The organism is Psychrobacillus sp. FSL H8-0487 (assembly GCF_038008385.1).
Classification (GTDB): domain Bacteria; phylum Bacillota; class Bacilli; order Bacillales_A; family Planococcaceae; genus Psychrobacillus; species Psychrobacillus psychrotolerans.
The window spans coordinates 2186401-2201225 of the sequence record NZ_JBBOZA010000001.1 but is presented as its reverse complement, the minus strand read 5'-3'; the positions used below and the strand labels follow the sequence as shown (position 1 = coordinate 2201225).

Annotated in this window: 18 protein-coding genes; 13 read left to right on the top strand and 5 right to left on the bottom strand. The window is 34.2% G+C overall.

Annotated features, from left to right (window positions below):
* Positions 1 to 439 precede the first annotated feature (439 nt).
* The 5 genes from MHI47_RS11245 to phoU all read left to right on the top strand — a co-directional run bounded on the left by MHI47_RS11245 (position 440) and on the right by phoU (position 4921).
* Positions 440 to 1417 (top strand): PstS family phosphate ABC transporter substrate-binding protein, encoded by a 978-nt coding sequence (locus MHI47_RS11245; protein WP_340830862.1) that lies wholly within the window; start codon positions 440 to 442, stop codon positions 1415 to 1417.
* Positions 1418 to 1675: 258 nt separating this feature from the next.
* Positions 1676 to 2533 carry a phosphate ABC transporter permease subunit PstC gene (gene pstC, locus MHI47_RS11240; RefSeq protein WP_445678311.1) on the top strand — a complete coding sequence of 286 codons (858 nt, stop codon included), beginning with the start codon at positions 1676 to 1678 and terminating at the stop codon, positions 2531 to 2533.
* 1 nt (position 2534) lies between these two features.
* Entirely contained in the window at positions 2535 to 3413 is an 879-nt protein-coding gene (gene pstA, locus MHI47_RS11235; protein WP_340830860.1) for a phosphate ABC transporter permease PstA, read from the top strand.
* Between the two features lie 26 nt (positions 3414 to 3439).
* Positions 3440 to 4243: a phosphate ABC transporter ATP-binding protein PstB gene (pstB, locus tag MHI47_RS11230; RefSeq protein ID WP_419958589.1), complete on the top strand. Its 804-nt coding sequence runs from the start codon at positions 3440 to 3442 to the stop codon at positions 4241 to 4243.
* Between the two features lie 18 nt (positions 4244 to 4261).
* Entirely contained in the window at positions 4262 to 4921 is a 660-nt protein-coding gene (phoU, locus tag MHI47_RS11225) for a phosphate signaling complex protein PhoU (RefSeq protein ID WP_093538391.1), read from the top strand.
* A 188-nt stretch (positions 4922 to 5109) separates the two neighbouring features.
* Here phoU and MHI47_RS11220 read toward each other — a convergent pair whose 3' ends face one another.
* Positions 5110 to 5580 carry a hypothetical protein gene (locus MHI47_RS11220; RefSeq protein WP_340830858.1) on the bottom strand — a complete coding sequence of 157 codons (471 nt, stop codon included), beginning with the start codon at positions 5578 to 5580 and terminating at the stop codon, positions 5110 to 5112.
* Positions 5580 to 5930 (bottom strand): hypothetical protein, encoded by a 351-nt coding sequence (locus tag MHI47_RS11215; RefSeq protein ID WP_340769559.1) that lies wholly within the window; start codon positions 5928 to 5930, stop codon positions 5580 to 5582. Before MHI47_RS11215 ends, MHI47_RS11220 begins: the two co-directional genes overlap by 1 nt.
* 175 nt (positions 5931 to 6105) lie before the next feature.
* Between MHI47_RS11215 and rpmG the strand changes: the two genes are divergently transcribed.
* The 5 genes from rpmG (at position 6106) to MHI47_RS11190 (ending at position 10426) form a co-directional block, all read left to right on the top strand.
* The gene (rpmG, locus tag MHI47_RS11210) at positions 6106 to 6255 is read left to right on the top strand and encodes a 50S ribosomal protein L33 (protein ID WP_093538394.1); all 150 of its coding nucleotides are present in this window, start codon (positions 6106 to 6108) and stop codon (positions 6253 to 6255) included.
* A 59-nt stretch (positions 6256 to 6314) separates the two neighbouring features.
* Positions 6315 to 6905, top strand: coding sequence for a 5-formyltetrahydrofolate cyclo-ligase (locus tag MHI47_RS11205; protein ID WP_340769558.1), 591 nt, complete (start codon positions 6315 to 6317; stop codon positions 6903 to 6905).
* Positions 6902 to 7096, top strand: coding sequence for a YqgQ family protein (locus MHI47_RS11200; protein WP_093538396.1), 195 nt, complete (start codon positions 6902 to 6904; stop codon positions 7094 to 7096). The genes MHI47_RS11205 and MHI47_RS11200 overlap by 4 nt, the downstream gene beginning before the upstream one ends.
* 225 nt (positions 7097 to 7321) lie before the next feature.
* Positions 7322 to 9226, top strand: a complete 1905-nt coding sequence (locus MHI47_RS11195) for an LTA synthase family protein (protein ID WP_340769557.1) — start codon at positions 7322 to 7324, stop codon at positions 9224 to 9226.
* Between the two features lie 90 nt (positions 9227 to 9316).
* Complete coding sequence (locus MHI47_RS11190; RefSeq protein ID WP_340830856.1) at positions 9317 to 10426, top strand: YqgU-like beta propeller domain-containing protein; 1110 nt, start codon at positions 9317 to 9319, stop codon at positions 10424 to 10426.
* Between the two features lie 52 nt (positions 10427 to 10478).
* On the opposite strand, the gene MHI47_RS11185 is transcribed toward MHI47_RS11190, so the two are convergent.
* Positions 10479 to 10658, bottom strand: a complete 180-nt coding sequence (locus MHI47_RS11185; protein ID WP_340769555.1) for a DUF2759 domain-containing protein — start codon at positions 10656 to 10658, stop codon at positions 10479 to 10481.
* A gap of 133 nt (positions 10659 to 10791) precedes the next feature.
* Between MHI47_RS11185 and MHI47_RS11180 the strand changes: the two genes are divergently transcribed.
* Entirely contained in the window at positions 10792 to 11430 is a 639-nt protein-coding gene (locus MHI47_RS11180; protein ID WP_340830854.1) for an MBL fold metallo-hydrolase, read from the top strand.
* A gap of 86 nt (positions 11431 to 11516) precedes the next feature.
* Here MHI47_RS11180 and MHI47_RS11175 read toward each other — a convergent pair whose 3' ends face one another.
* Both MHI47_RS11175 and MHI47_RS11170 read right to left on the bottom strand, forming a co-directional pair.
* The gene (locus tag MHI47_RS11175) at positions 11517 to 11759 is read right to left on the bottom strand and encodes a DUF2626 family protein (RefSeq protein ID WP_090563733.1); all 243 of its coding nucleotides are present in this window, start codon (positions 11757 to 11759) and stop codon (positions 11517 to 11519) included.
* 141 nt (positions 11760 to 11900) lie between these two features.
* Positions 11901 to 12581 carry a helix-turn-helix transcriptional regulator gene (locus tag MHI47_RS11170; RefSeq protein ID WP_340830853.1) on the bottom strand — a complete coding sequence of 227 codons (681 nt, stop codon included), beginning with the start codon at positions 12579 to 12581 and terminating at the stop codon, positions 11901 to 11903.
* A gap of 176 nt (positions 12582 to 12757) precedes the next feature.
* Between MHI47_RS11170 and comGA the strand changes: the two genes are divergently transcribed.
* Together comGA and comGB are read left to right on the top strand one after the other, a co-directional pair.
* On the top strand, positions 12758 to 13774 hold the full coding sequence (comGA, locus tag MHI47_RS11165) for a competence type IV pilus ATPase ComGA (RefSeq protein WP_340830852.1): 1017 nt from the start codon (positions 12758 to 12760) through the stop codon (positions 13772 to 13774).
* Positions 13755 to 14819, top strand: a complete 1065-nt coding sequence (gene comGB, locus MHI47_RS11160) for a competence type IV pilus assembly protein ComGB (protein WP_340830850.1) — start codon at positions 13755 to 13757, stop codon at positions 14817 to 14819. The genes comGA and comGB overlap by 20 nt, the downstream gene beginning before the upstream one ends.
* Positions 14820 to 14825: the final 6 nt, after the last annotated feature.

Sequence of the window (14825 nt, the reverse complement as noted above, 5' to 3'; positions counted from 1 at the left end):
ATTTACTTAACAAAAAAAGGAAGTGACGAGATCACTTCCTTTTTTAAATAAGAATAAGAAAGTATATAAAAGCAAAGCGTTCTTCTTGAAGTGGGAAATCAATGGCATATCTACATTACTGTTATTTAAAACCGGGCATCTTTTTGCTCGGTTTTTTATAGCATAAAAGATTTGTGATTGTTAGAAAAAATAACTTTTAATCCAACAAAGTTAGGCGCTAGAAGGTGGAAATTTATCTTCTGGCGCTTTTTTATGTCTAGCATCTTTTTTTCTTCTATATAAAAGTTTTTTACCTTAAGCATTTGCTTTGAACTCTCAAATTACTCTCACCCCTATTTACAAAAGCTTTACACTCCATTCATACGGTCTAAATATAGAACCTATAAAGTAAATCTTGTAAGTAAAAGAAAACAAAACAACACATAGGGGGATTTACCTGATGAAAAGCTGGAAGTATTTAATGATGACAACAATGGTTGGTTCGGCACTGGCACTAGGAGCTTGTGGAGATGATTCAACTGCAGATGAAGTTGAAAATGAAACTGGTACAGAAGAAGCAGCAACAGGTGATACTCAAGATGAAGCAACTCTAGAAGGACAAGTATCCGGTGATGGATCAAGTACTGTAGCACCAATAATGGAAGCACTTGTTGAAGAATACGCAGCAGTACAAGAAAAAGTTAAAGTAACTGTGGGTGTATCGGGAACTGGTGGAGGTTTTGAAAAATTCATCGCAGGCACAACAGATTTCTCTAATGCATCTCGTCCGATTAAAGATGAAGAGAAAGCAGAATTAGAAGCAGCAGGAATTGATTATACAGAATTTAAACTTGCAAACGACGGTTTAACAGTTGTTGTAAGTAAAGATAATGATTGGGTTGAAGATGTAACAGTGGAAGATTTAAAGAAAATGTGGATTGAAGATGGAACAACAAAAAAGTGGTCGGATATTAATGCTGAATGGCCAGATGAAGAAATTATTTTCTACTCCCCTGGAACAGATTCAGGAACATATGACTATTTTGATGAAGTAATTTTGGATGAAGCTGACCTTGTAAAAGCAGCAACACTTTCAGAAGATGATAATGTTCTAGTACAAGGTGTACAAGCGGATAAAAATGCAATCGGCTTCTTCGGTTACGCTTACTACTTAGCAAACCAAGATACATTAAAAGCAGTGAAAATTGAGGGTGTTGAGCCAAATAACGAAACAATTGAATCTGGAGAATATTCTCCATTATCTCGCCCATTATTTACGTATGTAAGTAACAAAGCATTAGCAGAAAATGCTGCGTTATATGATTTTATAGAGTATTCTCTTGAAAATGCTGGAGATATGGCTGAAGCGGTTGGCTATGTTCGTCTTCCAGATACTGAATACGAAAAGGGTCTATCTACTCTAGAAGCTTTAAAATAAGCGAGTAAAAATTGTAACTTCAATTTGTGAGAGATGTACTTTACTAATAAGGGTTGAAGCATGTGCTATTACAGCCTGTTATACCGGGGAAATTGGTAAACGGAAAAGGTGTGGAATGGGTAGCTTCTGCTACTCATTTCTTGCGTTTTGGTAAAAGGGGGATTCACCGTGGGTCAAAAGCATAGGGCTGACAAGCTTTCAGTACAAGAGCTTATTCAAAATTCAAGTGGTAAAAAGCAGAGAAAAATAATAGAAAAGATGATTCCAATCATCCTTTTATTGATCGCTTCTGTATCTGTACTAACGACATTTGGTATTGTTGGAACACTAATTGTTGAAACGGTCATATTTTTTAAAGAAGTAAATATATCTGACTTCTTATTTGGTACCGAATGGTATCCATTTGCAAATACTGAACAATTATTTGGAATACTACCACTGATAGTGGGAACTTTAAAAGTTACTGCTATTGCGGTTGTAGTTGCTGTACCCTTTGGTATTGCTTCAGCAATATTTTTGAGTGAGTATGCAACTGATAAAAGTAGAAGAATTATTAAACCTGTTTTAGAAGTGTTAGCAGGAGTTCCAACTATTGTATATGGATTCTTTGCTTTAACATTTGTTACACCTTTACTTCAACAATTTATACCGGATTTAAAAATCTTTAATGCGCTAAGCCCCGGTATAGTTGTAGGGGTTATGATTTTACCAATGATCGCATCCTTATCAGAAGATGCAATGTCCTCTGTACCGAATTCGATACGAGAAGGCGCTTTAGCCATAGGTTCTACTAAATTAGAAGTAGCATTAAAGGTAGTTCTACCAGCTGCACTTTCAGGCATCACAGCATCGGTAGTTTTAGCAGTTTCAAGGGCAATTGGTGAAACAATGATTGTATCTTTAGCTGGTGGCTCTACACCAAAATTCGATTTAAATATTACTGAATCAATTCAAACAATGACAGCGTATATTGTCCAAGTTTCTTCAGGTGACGCAGGTTATGGTACAACTATTTATTATTCGATCTATGCAGTTGGATTTACGCTATTCCTCTTTACTTTGTTAATGAACTATCTTGCTCACGTTATTTCCAAAAAGTATCGGGAGGAATATTAATATGAGATATGTGAATCATGAAGCAGTAGTAAAGAAAATGAATAAACGATTAATAGTAAATGGTATATTCAAAACTATCTTTTTAGCAGCAACGTTATTTGCATTATTAGTTTTGGGAGTACTGTTCTACCGCATCATCTCCCAAGGGGTAGGTTATTTAACTCCTGAATTCTTCCAAAACTTTGGATCTCGTGTACCCGAAAAAGCGGGTATTAAAGCAGCGCTAGTTGGCTCAATATGGTTAATGTGTGTAGTTGCTCCAGTATCTATTATTTTGGGAGTTGGGACAGCTATTTATCTGGAAGAATACGCTACAAAAAATAAGTTGAATAATTTTATACGAATGAATATCTCAAACTTAGCAGGAGTTCCATCTGTTGTATTCGGTTTACTAGGGTTAACAATTTTTGCTCGAGCATTAGCGCTGGGAAATAGTGTATTAGCTGCTGGCTTTACAATGAGCTTATTAATACTGCCAGTAATAATTGTAGGGTCCCAAGAAGCAATTCGAGCAGTTCCACAAGATGTGCGTGAAGCTTCCTATGGTATGGGAGCTACAAAATGGCAAACAATCATTAATATTGTATTGCCTTCAGCTATACCGGGAATAATAACTGGGGCAATTTTAGCACTTTCACGTGCAGTTGGAGAAACAGCTCCTTTGGTAGTAATTGGTATCCCAGTAATTGTTCACTTTCTACCCGATAATTTACTTAGCCAATTTACAGCTTTGCCAATGCAAATTTATGATTGGGCAAAAAGGCCGCAAGAGGCTTTCCAATACGTTTCATCTGCAGGTATTCTCGTCCTTATGATATTCTTGCTTCTGATGAACTCGGTTGCTATATTTATTCGAAATAAATTCCAAAAACGCTATTAAATACGATGAATATTAGGAGGAACTAAATGATGGTACAAACGTTGGAAAAAGGGTCCGCAAAACAAATGGTAGCTTCTAGCATTGTTTACGATACGCAAAAGTTAAACTTATGGTACGGGAATCATCACGCGCTAAAAAATATAGATTTACAAATTAAGGAAAATGAAGTTACTGCTATAATAGGGCCATCGGGTTGTGGTAAGTCAACATATATTAAAACGTTGAATCGTATGGTAGAATTAGTGCCAACGGTTAAAACATCCGGAGCAATCCTATATCGTGAACGAAATATCTTTGATGCAAATTATGGTGTTGAAGAGTTACGTACAAAAGTAGGAATGGTATTTCAAAAGCCTAATCCTTTTCCTAAGTCCATTTATGACAATATTGCGTATGGACCTAGAATTCATGGTATAAAAAACAAAAAGGTTTTGGATGAAATTGTAGAGAAAAGTTTACGCGGTGCTGCCATATGGGAGGAAGTTAAAGACCGATTAACTACAAATGCCTATAGCCTATCAGGTGGTCAGCAGCAACGCATATGTATCGCTAGATGTCTTGCAATAGAGCCAGATGTTATACTAATGGATGAACCAACATCTGCACTAGATCCAATTTCTACACTTAAAGTAGAAGAACTCATACAAGAATTGAAGCAAGACTATTCCATCATTATAGTGACGCATAATATGCAACAAGCAGCACGTATATCGGATAAAACAGCATTTTTCTTAAATGGGGAAGTGGTTGAATTCGATAAGACAGATGTTATTTTTTCAACGCCTGAAGATAACCGTACAGAAGATTATATATCTGGGCGTTTTGGATGATGAAAGGGGTAATTTAAAATGGTTGGAAGAGAGAAGTTTGATGCAGATTTAAACTTTGTTCAATCTTTGTTACTAGATTTAAGTAATGCAGCTATTGATAATTTAGACAGCTCAATGAATTTTCTTTTTCAGAAAAATATTGAAGGTGCTCTAGCTATACTCGAAAATGATGAGCATATTAACCGTATGGAAGAAGAAATAAATGATCGAGTAATTTTATTGATAGCAAAACAACAACCGGTAGCTACTGATTTACGTAGACTAATGGTACTTGTCAAAATTGCAGCTGATATGGAGCGGATTGGTGATTATGCATGTAATATTGCGAAGGAAACAATTCGTATAGGAAAAGACGAGCATATTGAGCCGATTGTTTTGCTTGATGAAATGCGCAATAAAACGATTAAAATGCTTAAACAAGTTCTGGATGCCTTTACAAACGAGAACATGGAAGAAGCTAAAACTATAGCCAAACTAGATGATGAGGTAGATGAAATGTATGGGCATATTATTAGAACCTTGCTCAACACAGGAGTTAATAATCCTGCTCAACTAAGCCAAGTTACTCAATTATCATTTGTATGTCGTTATTTAGAACGATCAGCAGACCATGCAACTAATATTGCAGAACGCCTTTTATATTTATTAAAAGGGAAACATTACGAGTTAAATAATTAAATAAGTGATTGTTAAAAAACGGTAGATACCTAAATGGTGTCTACCGTTTTTTTAAAAGATTTAACGTATAAAATAAATTTTGAGCATTTGACTCAGATATCCAGGTATTAAAAAAGATCTATAAAATAATATTACTGATTTCCGTTTCAGGTGAAGAACAAAGGCGAATAAAAATACGTTATGACCTTTTAGCGTGTAATAGTTTCAGCAATTTGTTTTAAAGACATGGAGGAATTAAGCTCGTAGTTTCCAACTTGGACGCGTCCTGCTAATCCTTGATCAGACAAATAATTATCCATATCGACTTTATTTAAAATGATGCCAGCATCTGCTAGTTTTTCACTAATTTCAGAAGATGTCATTCCTACTTCGATAGAAAGAGTCATCGATGCAGCTGTAGGAGCTTGTTCCTCAGGTGTTTCAGTTTCAGCAGTTTCATTGGGAGCAACTGTTTGAACTTGTTGTGCCGCATTTAAATCAAGCTGTAGCTCTGCTAACTGTTTTTTTACTTCAGTAAGTTCCTGTTGTGCCTGCTTATAAGCTTCGTCTGTAGTTGTAGCAGTGGAACTAATACTCTCTTTTTCGACAAGTTCTTTTATTTGAAATGCAGCACCAGCAAGAAATAATCCAATTCCTATATTTCGAATGGTTTTATTCATTACTTACCACCACCAATTACATATTTAACTTCATCAATGGTTAATGAAGAGCGCACGCTAATTTCATTTAACGAAAAACCTTGTTTATGTAGCTCTAAGACTTGGTTTTTTATAATATCATGGATAGCGGGCTTAGTTTGTTTTTTTATTGGTGTAGAGACTTTTGTAGATTCGATCAGTAATTCTTCTTCTATTACTTTAAGTCTACGTTTAATAGTACTTGTTTCCTGATAAACTGTGAATGATAATTCCTCTAACTCCGACTCCACTTTTTTGGAGGAATCCTTGAAGAAAAAAGAAACTGCGATTAGTACAATACCTATAATCATTATAATGATGGAAAAGTCCATAATACTCACCTCTTATAGTTATATTTCTACACTTATACTAACATATTCGAAAAAACTTTGAATAAATTCTTGCATTAATAGTAGATTTTATTTTGATGTATGCTATAATTGGTTAGTCGTATAAATCATGCTCAAGTTTTATATTTAATCCTGACAAAGAGTGGGAGGGACAACCATGCGCGTTAATATTACACTAGCTTGTACAGATTGCGGAGAGCGCAACTATATTTCTAAGAAAAACAAGCGTAACAATCCAGAACGTCTTGAACTTAAAAAATATTGCTCTCGTGATAAAAAAATGACTACTCATAGAGAAACTAAATAATAACCTAAACCAAAACCGATTATGGTTTTGGTTTTTTTCTATTTCTTGGAGGAATATCGATGACTAAGAAAATTATGAGAAATGCGATGAAAAAAAAATTAACCTCTTTGGATCAAGTAGCATATAATAATCAGTCCAAACAAATTGAAGAAAAGTTTTTACAACAAATAGCAGATTCAGATACTACTACAATCGGATTAACAATATCTAGCTTCCCTGAAGTGGATACATGGAGTATAATAAAAGAGTTATGGAGTATAGGAAAAAAAGTAGTAGTACCTAAATGTACACCCATAGATAGATCCATGATATTTTATGAAATACAAAGTTTTGACCAATTAGAACGAGTTTATATGCATTTACTTGAACCAAATCCGCTGAAAACCAAAGCAGTTGCATCCCAAAACATCGATTTACTCGTCGTACCTGGAATAGTTTATAGTCAACAAGGCTACCGCATTGGATATGGTGGAGGCTATTATGATCGTTTCTTAACGAAATTTAAGGGAGATACTCTATCATTGGCATTTGATATACAAGTTGTTAATGATGTTGAATATGATGTATTTGATCTACCCGTTAATAAGATAATTACACCAACGAATATTTTTCAATGCAAACAGATTCGTGAGAAGGATGAAATAGTATGAATTCAGTATACGACGTTATGCAACTTTTAAAACGATTTGGAATATATGTATACACGAAAGATCGTTTAGCCGATTTAGAAATGATGGAAGATGAAATAAGAGAACTATATAAAATGCAAATGATTGAGTCGAAAGACTTTCAAATAGCTATATTATTATTGAAACAAGAGCAAAGTAGGAGCAAGATTTAAAGGACATCAGAGGCGATTAAGCTCTGATGTTTTATGTTTTTATAAATAAGTGAAACTTTTTACGGGTTGAATCCGTCTTATATAGGGTATGGTATAAAAGACTTGTACAATTCTATCATAATCATTGTTCTTTTTTATTGATTTATTGTTAAGAAAGGATTAAGATAAGTTCTGTTACTTTGAAATAATTATAAAATATAGATTGAAAAAGGGGAGGGTGTAGGCATGATGAAAAAAAATTGGCCAACACATTCTATTCTAATTCTTGCTATTGTGGCAACTTGGATAAAAACATATATTGTTTACCACACCAGCTTTGACATGGATATTGAAAATACGATGCAACAAGTGATACTCTTTTTAAACCCGCTTAGTTTTTTACTATTTATCTATGGGATTTCATTGTTCTTTAAGAGTCCTAAAGCTAGAAATAGATATATAGTAATTACAAGCATAATACTTTCCGCTATTGTATATGCCAATGCGGTGTTTTACCGTTTTTTCACGGACTTCATTACAATACCGGTACTATTTCAAACAAGTAATTTTGGTGACTTAGGTTCATCTGCAGCTGAAAGTATCTTCTTGACTGATATCTTCTATTTCACAGATGTTGCAATCATCATTATTGCATTGAAGTGGTTGAAAATCGGAGCAGAGGTTAAGCTAGTTAAACCAGCTGTTAGAAGAGCATATTTTGTTATAACTGCAGCAATTTTATTTTTAAACTTAGGTTTATCTGAAATTGAACGACCACAACTACTAACAAGAAGTTTTGATCGTGAAATGCTTGTAAAGAATATTGGTCCATATAATTATCATTTATATGATATTTATATCCAATCTAAATCACATGCGCAAAGAGCGCTCGCTGATGGTAGTGAATTAGTAGAAGTAAATAACTATGTTCGTTCTAACCAAGTAGATGCAAATGAAAAAATGTACGGAGTAGCTAAAGATCGTAATTTAATCGTTGTTTCGATGGAGTCCTTACAATCTTTCGTTATTAATAATGATATGAATGGTCATGAAGTAACACCGTTCTTAAATTCATTAACGCAAGATAAAGACACATATTATTTCTCTAACTTTTATCATCAAACGGGCTTAGGGAAAACGTCTGACTCTGAGTTCTTACTAGAAAATTCACTATATCCACTTGGTGGAGGAGCGGTATTCTTTACTCATAGTGGGAATACATTCCATTCGATGGCGGAAAGCTTAGGCGAAGAAGGATATTATACAAATGTATTACATCCTAATAACAAAAGTTTCTGGAATCGCGATATAATGTACAGAGCATTGGATATCCAAAAGTATTATGATGAACAAAGTTATGTTGTGAATGAAGAGGATGCAGTTAACTGGGGTATGAAGGATATACCTTTCGTAAAACAATCAGTTGATTTGATGGCAGATATGCCTCAGCCGTTTTATTCTCGTTTAATCACCTTAACAAATCATCATCCATTTACACTAGATGAAGAGGATAAGTTGATACCTGAATATGATTCCAACTCAAATACACTTAATAGATATTTCCAATCGGTTCGTTATATGGACGAAGCTTTGAAAGTGTTCTTTGAAGATCTAAAAGAAAAAGGTTTATATGATAATTCTATTATTGTTATGTATGGGGATCATTATGGTATTTCTGAAAATCATAACAAAGCAATGGAGCAATATTTAGAAAAAGAAATTACACCATACGAATCAGCGAAACTTCAACGTGTTCCACTATTCGTTCACATACCAAATAGTGGCGATGGTAAAGAAATGACCGAAACGTCTGGTCAAATTGATTTACGACCTACGATTTTACATGCTTTAGGTGTAGAAACTTCAAAAGATATGCAACTTGGTGCAGATATGTTCTCTGAAGAACATGAAGAATTTGTTGTGTTCCGTGATGGTGGATTTGTAACAGATAAGTTTGTTTATGCTGGTAATGCTTGCTATGATAATGCGACAGGGCTACAGATTGAAATAGATAACTGTCAGCCATATATAGATAGAGCAACGCAAGAACTTGGCTATTCCGATCAAATTATTAATGGTGATCTATTACGCTTTTATGATTTGAAAACAGGAAACTTATTGTTAGATGAAGCAATAAAAGAAGACAAATAAGCTAAAGCACAGACATATTTTTGTCTGTGCTTTTTCTTTGAAACAAAATGAATTTAAATTCGTCTAATACGTTGTGAAGGGGGGAGTAGGTTGAAAAAAGCTTTGATGTTATTACTTTGTATAGGATTCCTGCAAGGTTGTAGTGAGAAGGAATCTGGCATTGATACAGTAAAACAAGATGTTGATAGTGAAATACGAGCAGATAGTGATGAAGTAGGGAAATTAGCGAATCCAGTTAAACCTTCCATTTTGTTGGATAATAATGCCTTCCATAGTGTGGTAGGGTGGATGTCCAATGATGAAATAGTTTTTGTTATTGTTGAAAAAGGACAATGGATGATTAGAACTTATACTGTATCAACGGCTAGTTGGAGAACGGTTTATTCTACAACTACTCCCATTATTCAAGCTACCATTCATCCTTCAAAAGAAATGATTTTATTACATACTTCTAAAGATTCATCCTCTGCAGAAATTCAATTTTTACATAAAAATGGTTATATTATTCAGAGCCTTTCGTTTGAATCGGCAGAAATTTATATGGATTGGCATCCCACTAATCCAAATTTAGTTGTGTTCTCTACATTTTATGAGGACTGGACTTATAATACGTTTGTATATGACGGCGCTACTCAAGATTTAACATCGATCGAAATAGAAAATCCGTTTGTAAAATGGTATGATGAAGAGAATTTAATGGTATTTAGATGGTCGGATTCTGCCTTAGATGGAAGTGAACTTTTCCTTTACTCGAACATAGATGGGACTCTGAAAAGTACTGGTGAAGAAAAGATATTGGATGTGACGAACATAGGGGAAGCTCTGCTATATGTTCAAATAAACGAAGAGAACAAACAATTTGAATATCGTTTGGAAGAGAATAATGGTAAAAGAGAATTTAAATGGGCAACGCCAGCAGTCTCTAATTACTCTGAGTGGGTTATTCCTTCTTTTTCAATCGTTTCTCCACAAGAATTACTGTTATTAAACGCTAAAGAATCTCGTAATCAGGATGATCCAAGTCAAAAAAGTATACTATCGAAGATTTCTTTAGGGGGTCAAAACATCTTAGGTGAAGTAGAGGAACAATCTATTACGTGCTCACCTAATGCTAATATTTGTTTGGGTGGTTATACAAAAGATAATTGGATTCAAATAGAGCCGCTAAAAGTTGAGAAGTGGATTTATTTAAATGAATAGAAAAAAGCTGCTGTACATATAAAAAATGTACAGCAGCTTTTTTAATTACGTTTTAGTGTAAGCTTGGTGGGAAACCTTGTTGCACAATTGTCATGACAGTAAAGAAGCCAAATACAGCCAATGTACCAAAGTTAAATAGAACACCTAAAACATTCTTTTCTTTAAAAGCTTGATAAGTACCAACTACAGCTAAAAGTGTAACTAGTCCAAAAATAACCATTAATAAGTTCATAAAAGACACTCCTTTCGACATCAGAAAATGAATGTCGCATTTGCATATTTCTCTTCTATTGTAATTCTAATTTGAAGTTTTGTCGAGTAGAAAAGTGTTGAATTATCGTATAAGATTAGAAAGAGGTGATTTTATGTTAAACGTTCGAACTTATCCGTTAGGTTATATTCAAACAAATTGTTATATTGTTTCAAATGCTACGAAACAATGCTTAATTTTTGATCCGGGGGGAGAAGGAGACAAGTTAATTAGTGAGCTTCATCGATTAAAGATGAACCCGTTGGCGATTATATTAACCCATGCACATTTTGATCATATTGGAGCCGTAGACCAAGTGAGAGACAGTTTTAACATCCCGGTGTATATCCATACTTCTGAGAAAAAGTGGTTAGTGGATCCGATTAAAAATGGTTCAGCCAAATATGCAGAAATTCCATCTATTATTTGTAAAGAGGCAGATGTATTGTTGAATAAGGAGTCAGAGTTAAAAATTGGTGATTTTCATATGAAGTTAATACATACTCCCGGGCATTCGCCAGGTAGTTTAACGTATTATTTTAAAGAAGATGACTTTGCAATTGTGGGGGATACGCTTTTTCAAAATAGTATCGGTCGGACAGACCTTCCAGGGGGTAATGAATCCGAACTTTTGAAGGCTATTCATACAAAACTGCTTACATTACCTGAAACCACTCTAGTTTATCCAGGACACGGTTCATCCACTACTATTGAAGCAGAAATGGAATCGAATCCGTTCTTAAATGGTTTTTAAAAGGTTCGCTTAGTTTTACCCTTTTAGTTGGAGAAAATACACAAAAAGCAGCTCATTGAAGTGAGCTGCTTTTTGGTGAACAATTATTAATGTCCCGCACCTGGTACGTGCATGAATGTCGTGTAATATGTAAAACCTGCGAAGAAGAACATTAAGTAAGCTCCGAAGATGTACATATACATACGTTCCGAAAGGTTTAAAAACCCTAAAAGAAGGAATAATCCCGTATTTGCTAAAAATAGTAAAGAAGCTTCTGTCATATCACCTAAATAAAACATAACTGCAAAAATCCCTGTCCAGAAAGCCATTACTTTATACATATTGCCCATTTGTAGTCCCTCCTTTTACAACCATACAAATAATTCTCATATTTATTATAAATGAAAGTGATCGTACATGTAAACTGATTATTAGTTTTCTTTACACATTATACTCTCTATTGTCACAAATATGTATTATCTATGCTTTCATTATAGGACTTCTATTTGATATACGCAATTGCTACATTGTTTTTGTTTACTTTCAAGCTGAATAAATTCGTTATTTGGGAACAAAGCATCAAACTGGCCTTTTAAAAATGATTCGTGAATACTGCAAATAATATGGGGATGATTAGTTAGTTGACCTTTAAAAGGGCAATTAAAAATAGAGAATGTAATAATTTGTTTATCGTCTTTTTTTTCGATATTTGGGATATATCCTACAGCGAGAGCAGCAGCAGATAGTAGTTCTATTTTTTGGTCGAAGCTTTGATCGTTTATTTTGGCCAGTTGCATAGAATCGTATCCTGAAGTATAACTAATATTTTTGGCTTTTTCGAGCGCTTCTGTACCCATTGTTTCCACTAACTCTAATAACCAACCTAGTAACAACTGATTTTCTTGTTTTGGAAAACTTAACTGAATAGGTTGATCTGCAACGGTATATATACGCGCAGGTCTACCGCCTTTTTTGTTGTACAGTAACTCCGAGGTAATTAATTTAGTTTCATTTAGCTTGGTTAAATGTAATCTTGCAACATTAGGGTGTATGCCGAATCGATCTGCAATTTGCTGCACATTTACTGATTGTACTTGCTTAACAATATACAAATAAATTGAATACCTAGTTTCGTCCGCTAAAGCATTAGTTAGCTGTAAAGTATTTGGCACACAATTACCTTCTTTCTTCTATTAGTTATTATTATAATCAATCACATAAGAATAATAAAATAATTATAATATAACAGAAAATTTAAAAAACTACTTCCAATTTTAGATGTAAGCCAGTATAATAATCGGTACAAGCTGTTTTGCGGTCACAACTTGTATCTGGGGAAAGGAAAATTATGCAACAAGTAGAAAATGTTATTGAAGAAAAATGCTTTCGACTACTTAGAAAAGCTCATAAATTCGGTGCTTCCGATTTACACATGATTCCTTCCGAAGATAGTTATACTTATTTTTTTAAAAAGAATTCTCAAATGTTTGAAGCGGGTAAGCTACCATTGAACATTGGAGAACGCATCATCTCATTCTTCAAGTTTCTCTCCTCTCTTGATATCAGCGAAAAAAGAAAGCCACAAAGCGGTTCCTTTCAACAAGTATTTAACTCTCATAAATTCTCATTTCGTGTGTCTACACTTCCCTCCATTTTTAGCAAGGAAAGTATGGTAATACGTCTCCAACAACATGACAACGCTAAAATTATTCATTCCCTCTCTCTGTTTAGAGATGCAACAGAAAAAATTGTAGAACTTGCCAATAATCGTCAAGGTTTGATCTTATTTGTAGGTCCTACAGGCTCTGGAAAATCCACCACTATGTATTCACTCACCAAATATTGTTCAGAAAATTTAAATCGACATGTCATTTCGTTAGAAGACCCAGTCGAGAATAGCCAGTCCCATTTACTTCAAATTCAAGTGAATGAACGGTCTGGAGTGACTTATTCGACTGGTCTAAAGGCTATATTACGCCACTCACCAGACGTTATTATGATAGGAGAAATTAGAGACGAGTCCACAGCTAAAGCAGCAATTCAAGCAGCGCTCACAGGCCATCTTGTTGTTTCAACTATTCATGCAAAGGACGGTGTGGGATCTCTTTATCGTCTTATCGATCTAGGGGTAACCTCAGAAGAGCTAAAGCAAACAATTACCGGTATTGTTACGCAAAGATTAGTCGTTGCATCAAAAAGCAGTGAATCTGAATTATCCGCAGTTTTTGAGATTCTATCTGATGATTTGTTAGAGGAAGCATTTCAATCTATGTATATTGGTAAAACTTATCATATTCCCTATCAATTTTCTTTATCCTACCAAATAGAGAGAGGGGTTAGAGAAGGTGTTATTGAAAAAGGTTAAAGCTTATTTGGAAAGGAAGCAACAAACAATTCCTCCAAAAATGCATTCCTCTTTTTTGAGTAGATTAAGTGATCTCTTAAAAGAAGGTTATACCTTTCATGAATCCATTACTATGTTGTTGCCCTTTCATGTGAAAGACTCAGATACTGTTAGTAAAAGAATTACGGATGTACAACGTAATGGATTAAATGTGGTCGATGTATTTAAATTATTAGGTTTTCCAAATAGATTATTGTTGCCATTGAACCTTGCTTCTGTACATGGTCAATTACAACAAACGATTACTGTATTAAGCATAAATACTGCCTTTTTTGAAGGTGCCAAAAAACGTCTAAATAACTTATTGATGTATCCTATCTTTTTGTTTTCGATCCTATTTTTATTGTTTACGATGTTTAGAATTTACTTCATGCCTAATATGGAATCGTTGATTGGTTCAAGGGGAAATGAGTCTTCGGATAATTCTTTAGCTTGGACAGGTTATCTTCTACAAATGCCAAATATATTTATCTTCGCAGCAATAATTGGAATCAGTTTGATTGTTTTATCCTATCTTGCCATACAAAGACTTTCATTAGAGAAGCAACTCCAAATTTATTTGAAATTACCAATAGTGAGAAGTTGGTACCGATTGCTTCTTACAAGAGTATTTGCAAGAGAAATGGGTGGACTATTGGAGAGTGGCATGTCGTTACAACAATCATTTGAAGCACTTAACTACCAAAAGGAGCATCAAGTTCTTCGCTATATCGGGGAACAGATGAAAGACAAGGTAGTACATGGTGAATCATTCTCACAGGCCGTGTTCCTTTTAGATTCATTCACAACCGAATTATTTTATTTTGTTGTACATGGTGAAAATAGTGGTTATTTAGGAAGAGAACTATCTCTCTATAGTGAGTTTCTTAGTCAAGAAATAGAAAGTAAGTTATCTCGCTATATAAGTATAGTTCAACCAACGTTATTTTTAATATTAGCCATATTCATCATTGGTGCTTACTTGGCTATATTATTGCCTATTTATAACATGATTAATATTGTATAAAGGAGA

Coding starts and splice junctions, on each gene's coding strand:
- MHI47_RS11245 (WP_340830862.1), top strand. CDS start 440: ATGAAAAGCTGGAAGTATTTAATGATGACAACAATGGTTGGTTCGGCA.
- pstC (WP_445678311.1), top strand. CDS start 1,676: ATGATTCCAATCATCCTTTTATTGATCGCTTCTGTATCTGTACTAACG.
- pstA (WP_340830860.1), top strand. CDS start 2,535: ATGAGATATGTGAATCATGAAGCAGTAGTAAAGAAAATGAATAAACGA.
- pstB (WP_419958589.1), top strand. CDS start 3,440: ATGATGGTACAAACGTTGGAAAAAGGGTCCGCAAAACAAATGGTAGCT.
- phoU (WP_093538391.1), top strand. CDS start 4,262: ATGGTTGGAAGAGAGAAGTTTGATGCAGATTTAAACTTTGTTCAATCT.
- MHI47_RS11220 (WP_340830858.1), bottom strand. CDS start 5,580: ATGAATAAAACCATTCGAAATATAGGAATTGGATTATTTCTTGCTGGT.
- MHI47_RS11215 (WP_340769559.1), bottom strand. CDS start 5,930: ATGGACTTTTCCATCATTATAATGATTATAGGTATTGTACTAATCGCA.
- rpmG (WP_093538394.1), top strand. CDS start 6,106: ATGCGCGTTAATATTACACTAGCTTGTACAGATTGCGGAGAGCGCAAC.
- MHI47_RS11205 (WP_340769558.1), top strand. CDS start 6,315: ATGACTAAGAAAATTATGAGAAATGCGATGAAAAAAAAATTAACCTCT.
- MHI47_RS11200 (WP_093538396.1), top strand. CDS start 6,902: ATGAATTCAGTATACGACGTTATGCAACTTTTAAAACGATTTGGAATA.
- MHI47_RS11195 (WP_340769557.1), top strand. CDS start 7,322: ATGATGAAAAAAAATTGGCCAACACATTCTATTCTAATTCTTGCTATT.
- MHI47_RS11185 (WP_340769555.1), bottom strand. CDS start 10,658: ATGAACTTATTAATGGTTATTTTTGGACTAGTTACACTTTTAGCTGTA.
- MHI47_RS11180 (WP_340830854.1), top strand. CDS start 10,792: ATGTTAAACGTTCGAACTTATCCGTTAGGTTATATTCAAACAAATTGT.
- MHI47_RS11175 (WP_090563733.1), bottom strand. CDS start 11,759: ATGGGCAATATGTATAAAGTAATGGCTTTCTGGACAGGGATTTTTGCA.
- comGA (WP_340830852.1), top strand. CDS start 12,758: ATGCAACAAGTAGAAAATGTTATTGAAGAAAAATGCTTTCGACTACTT.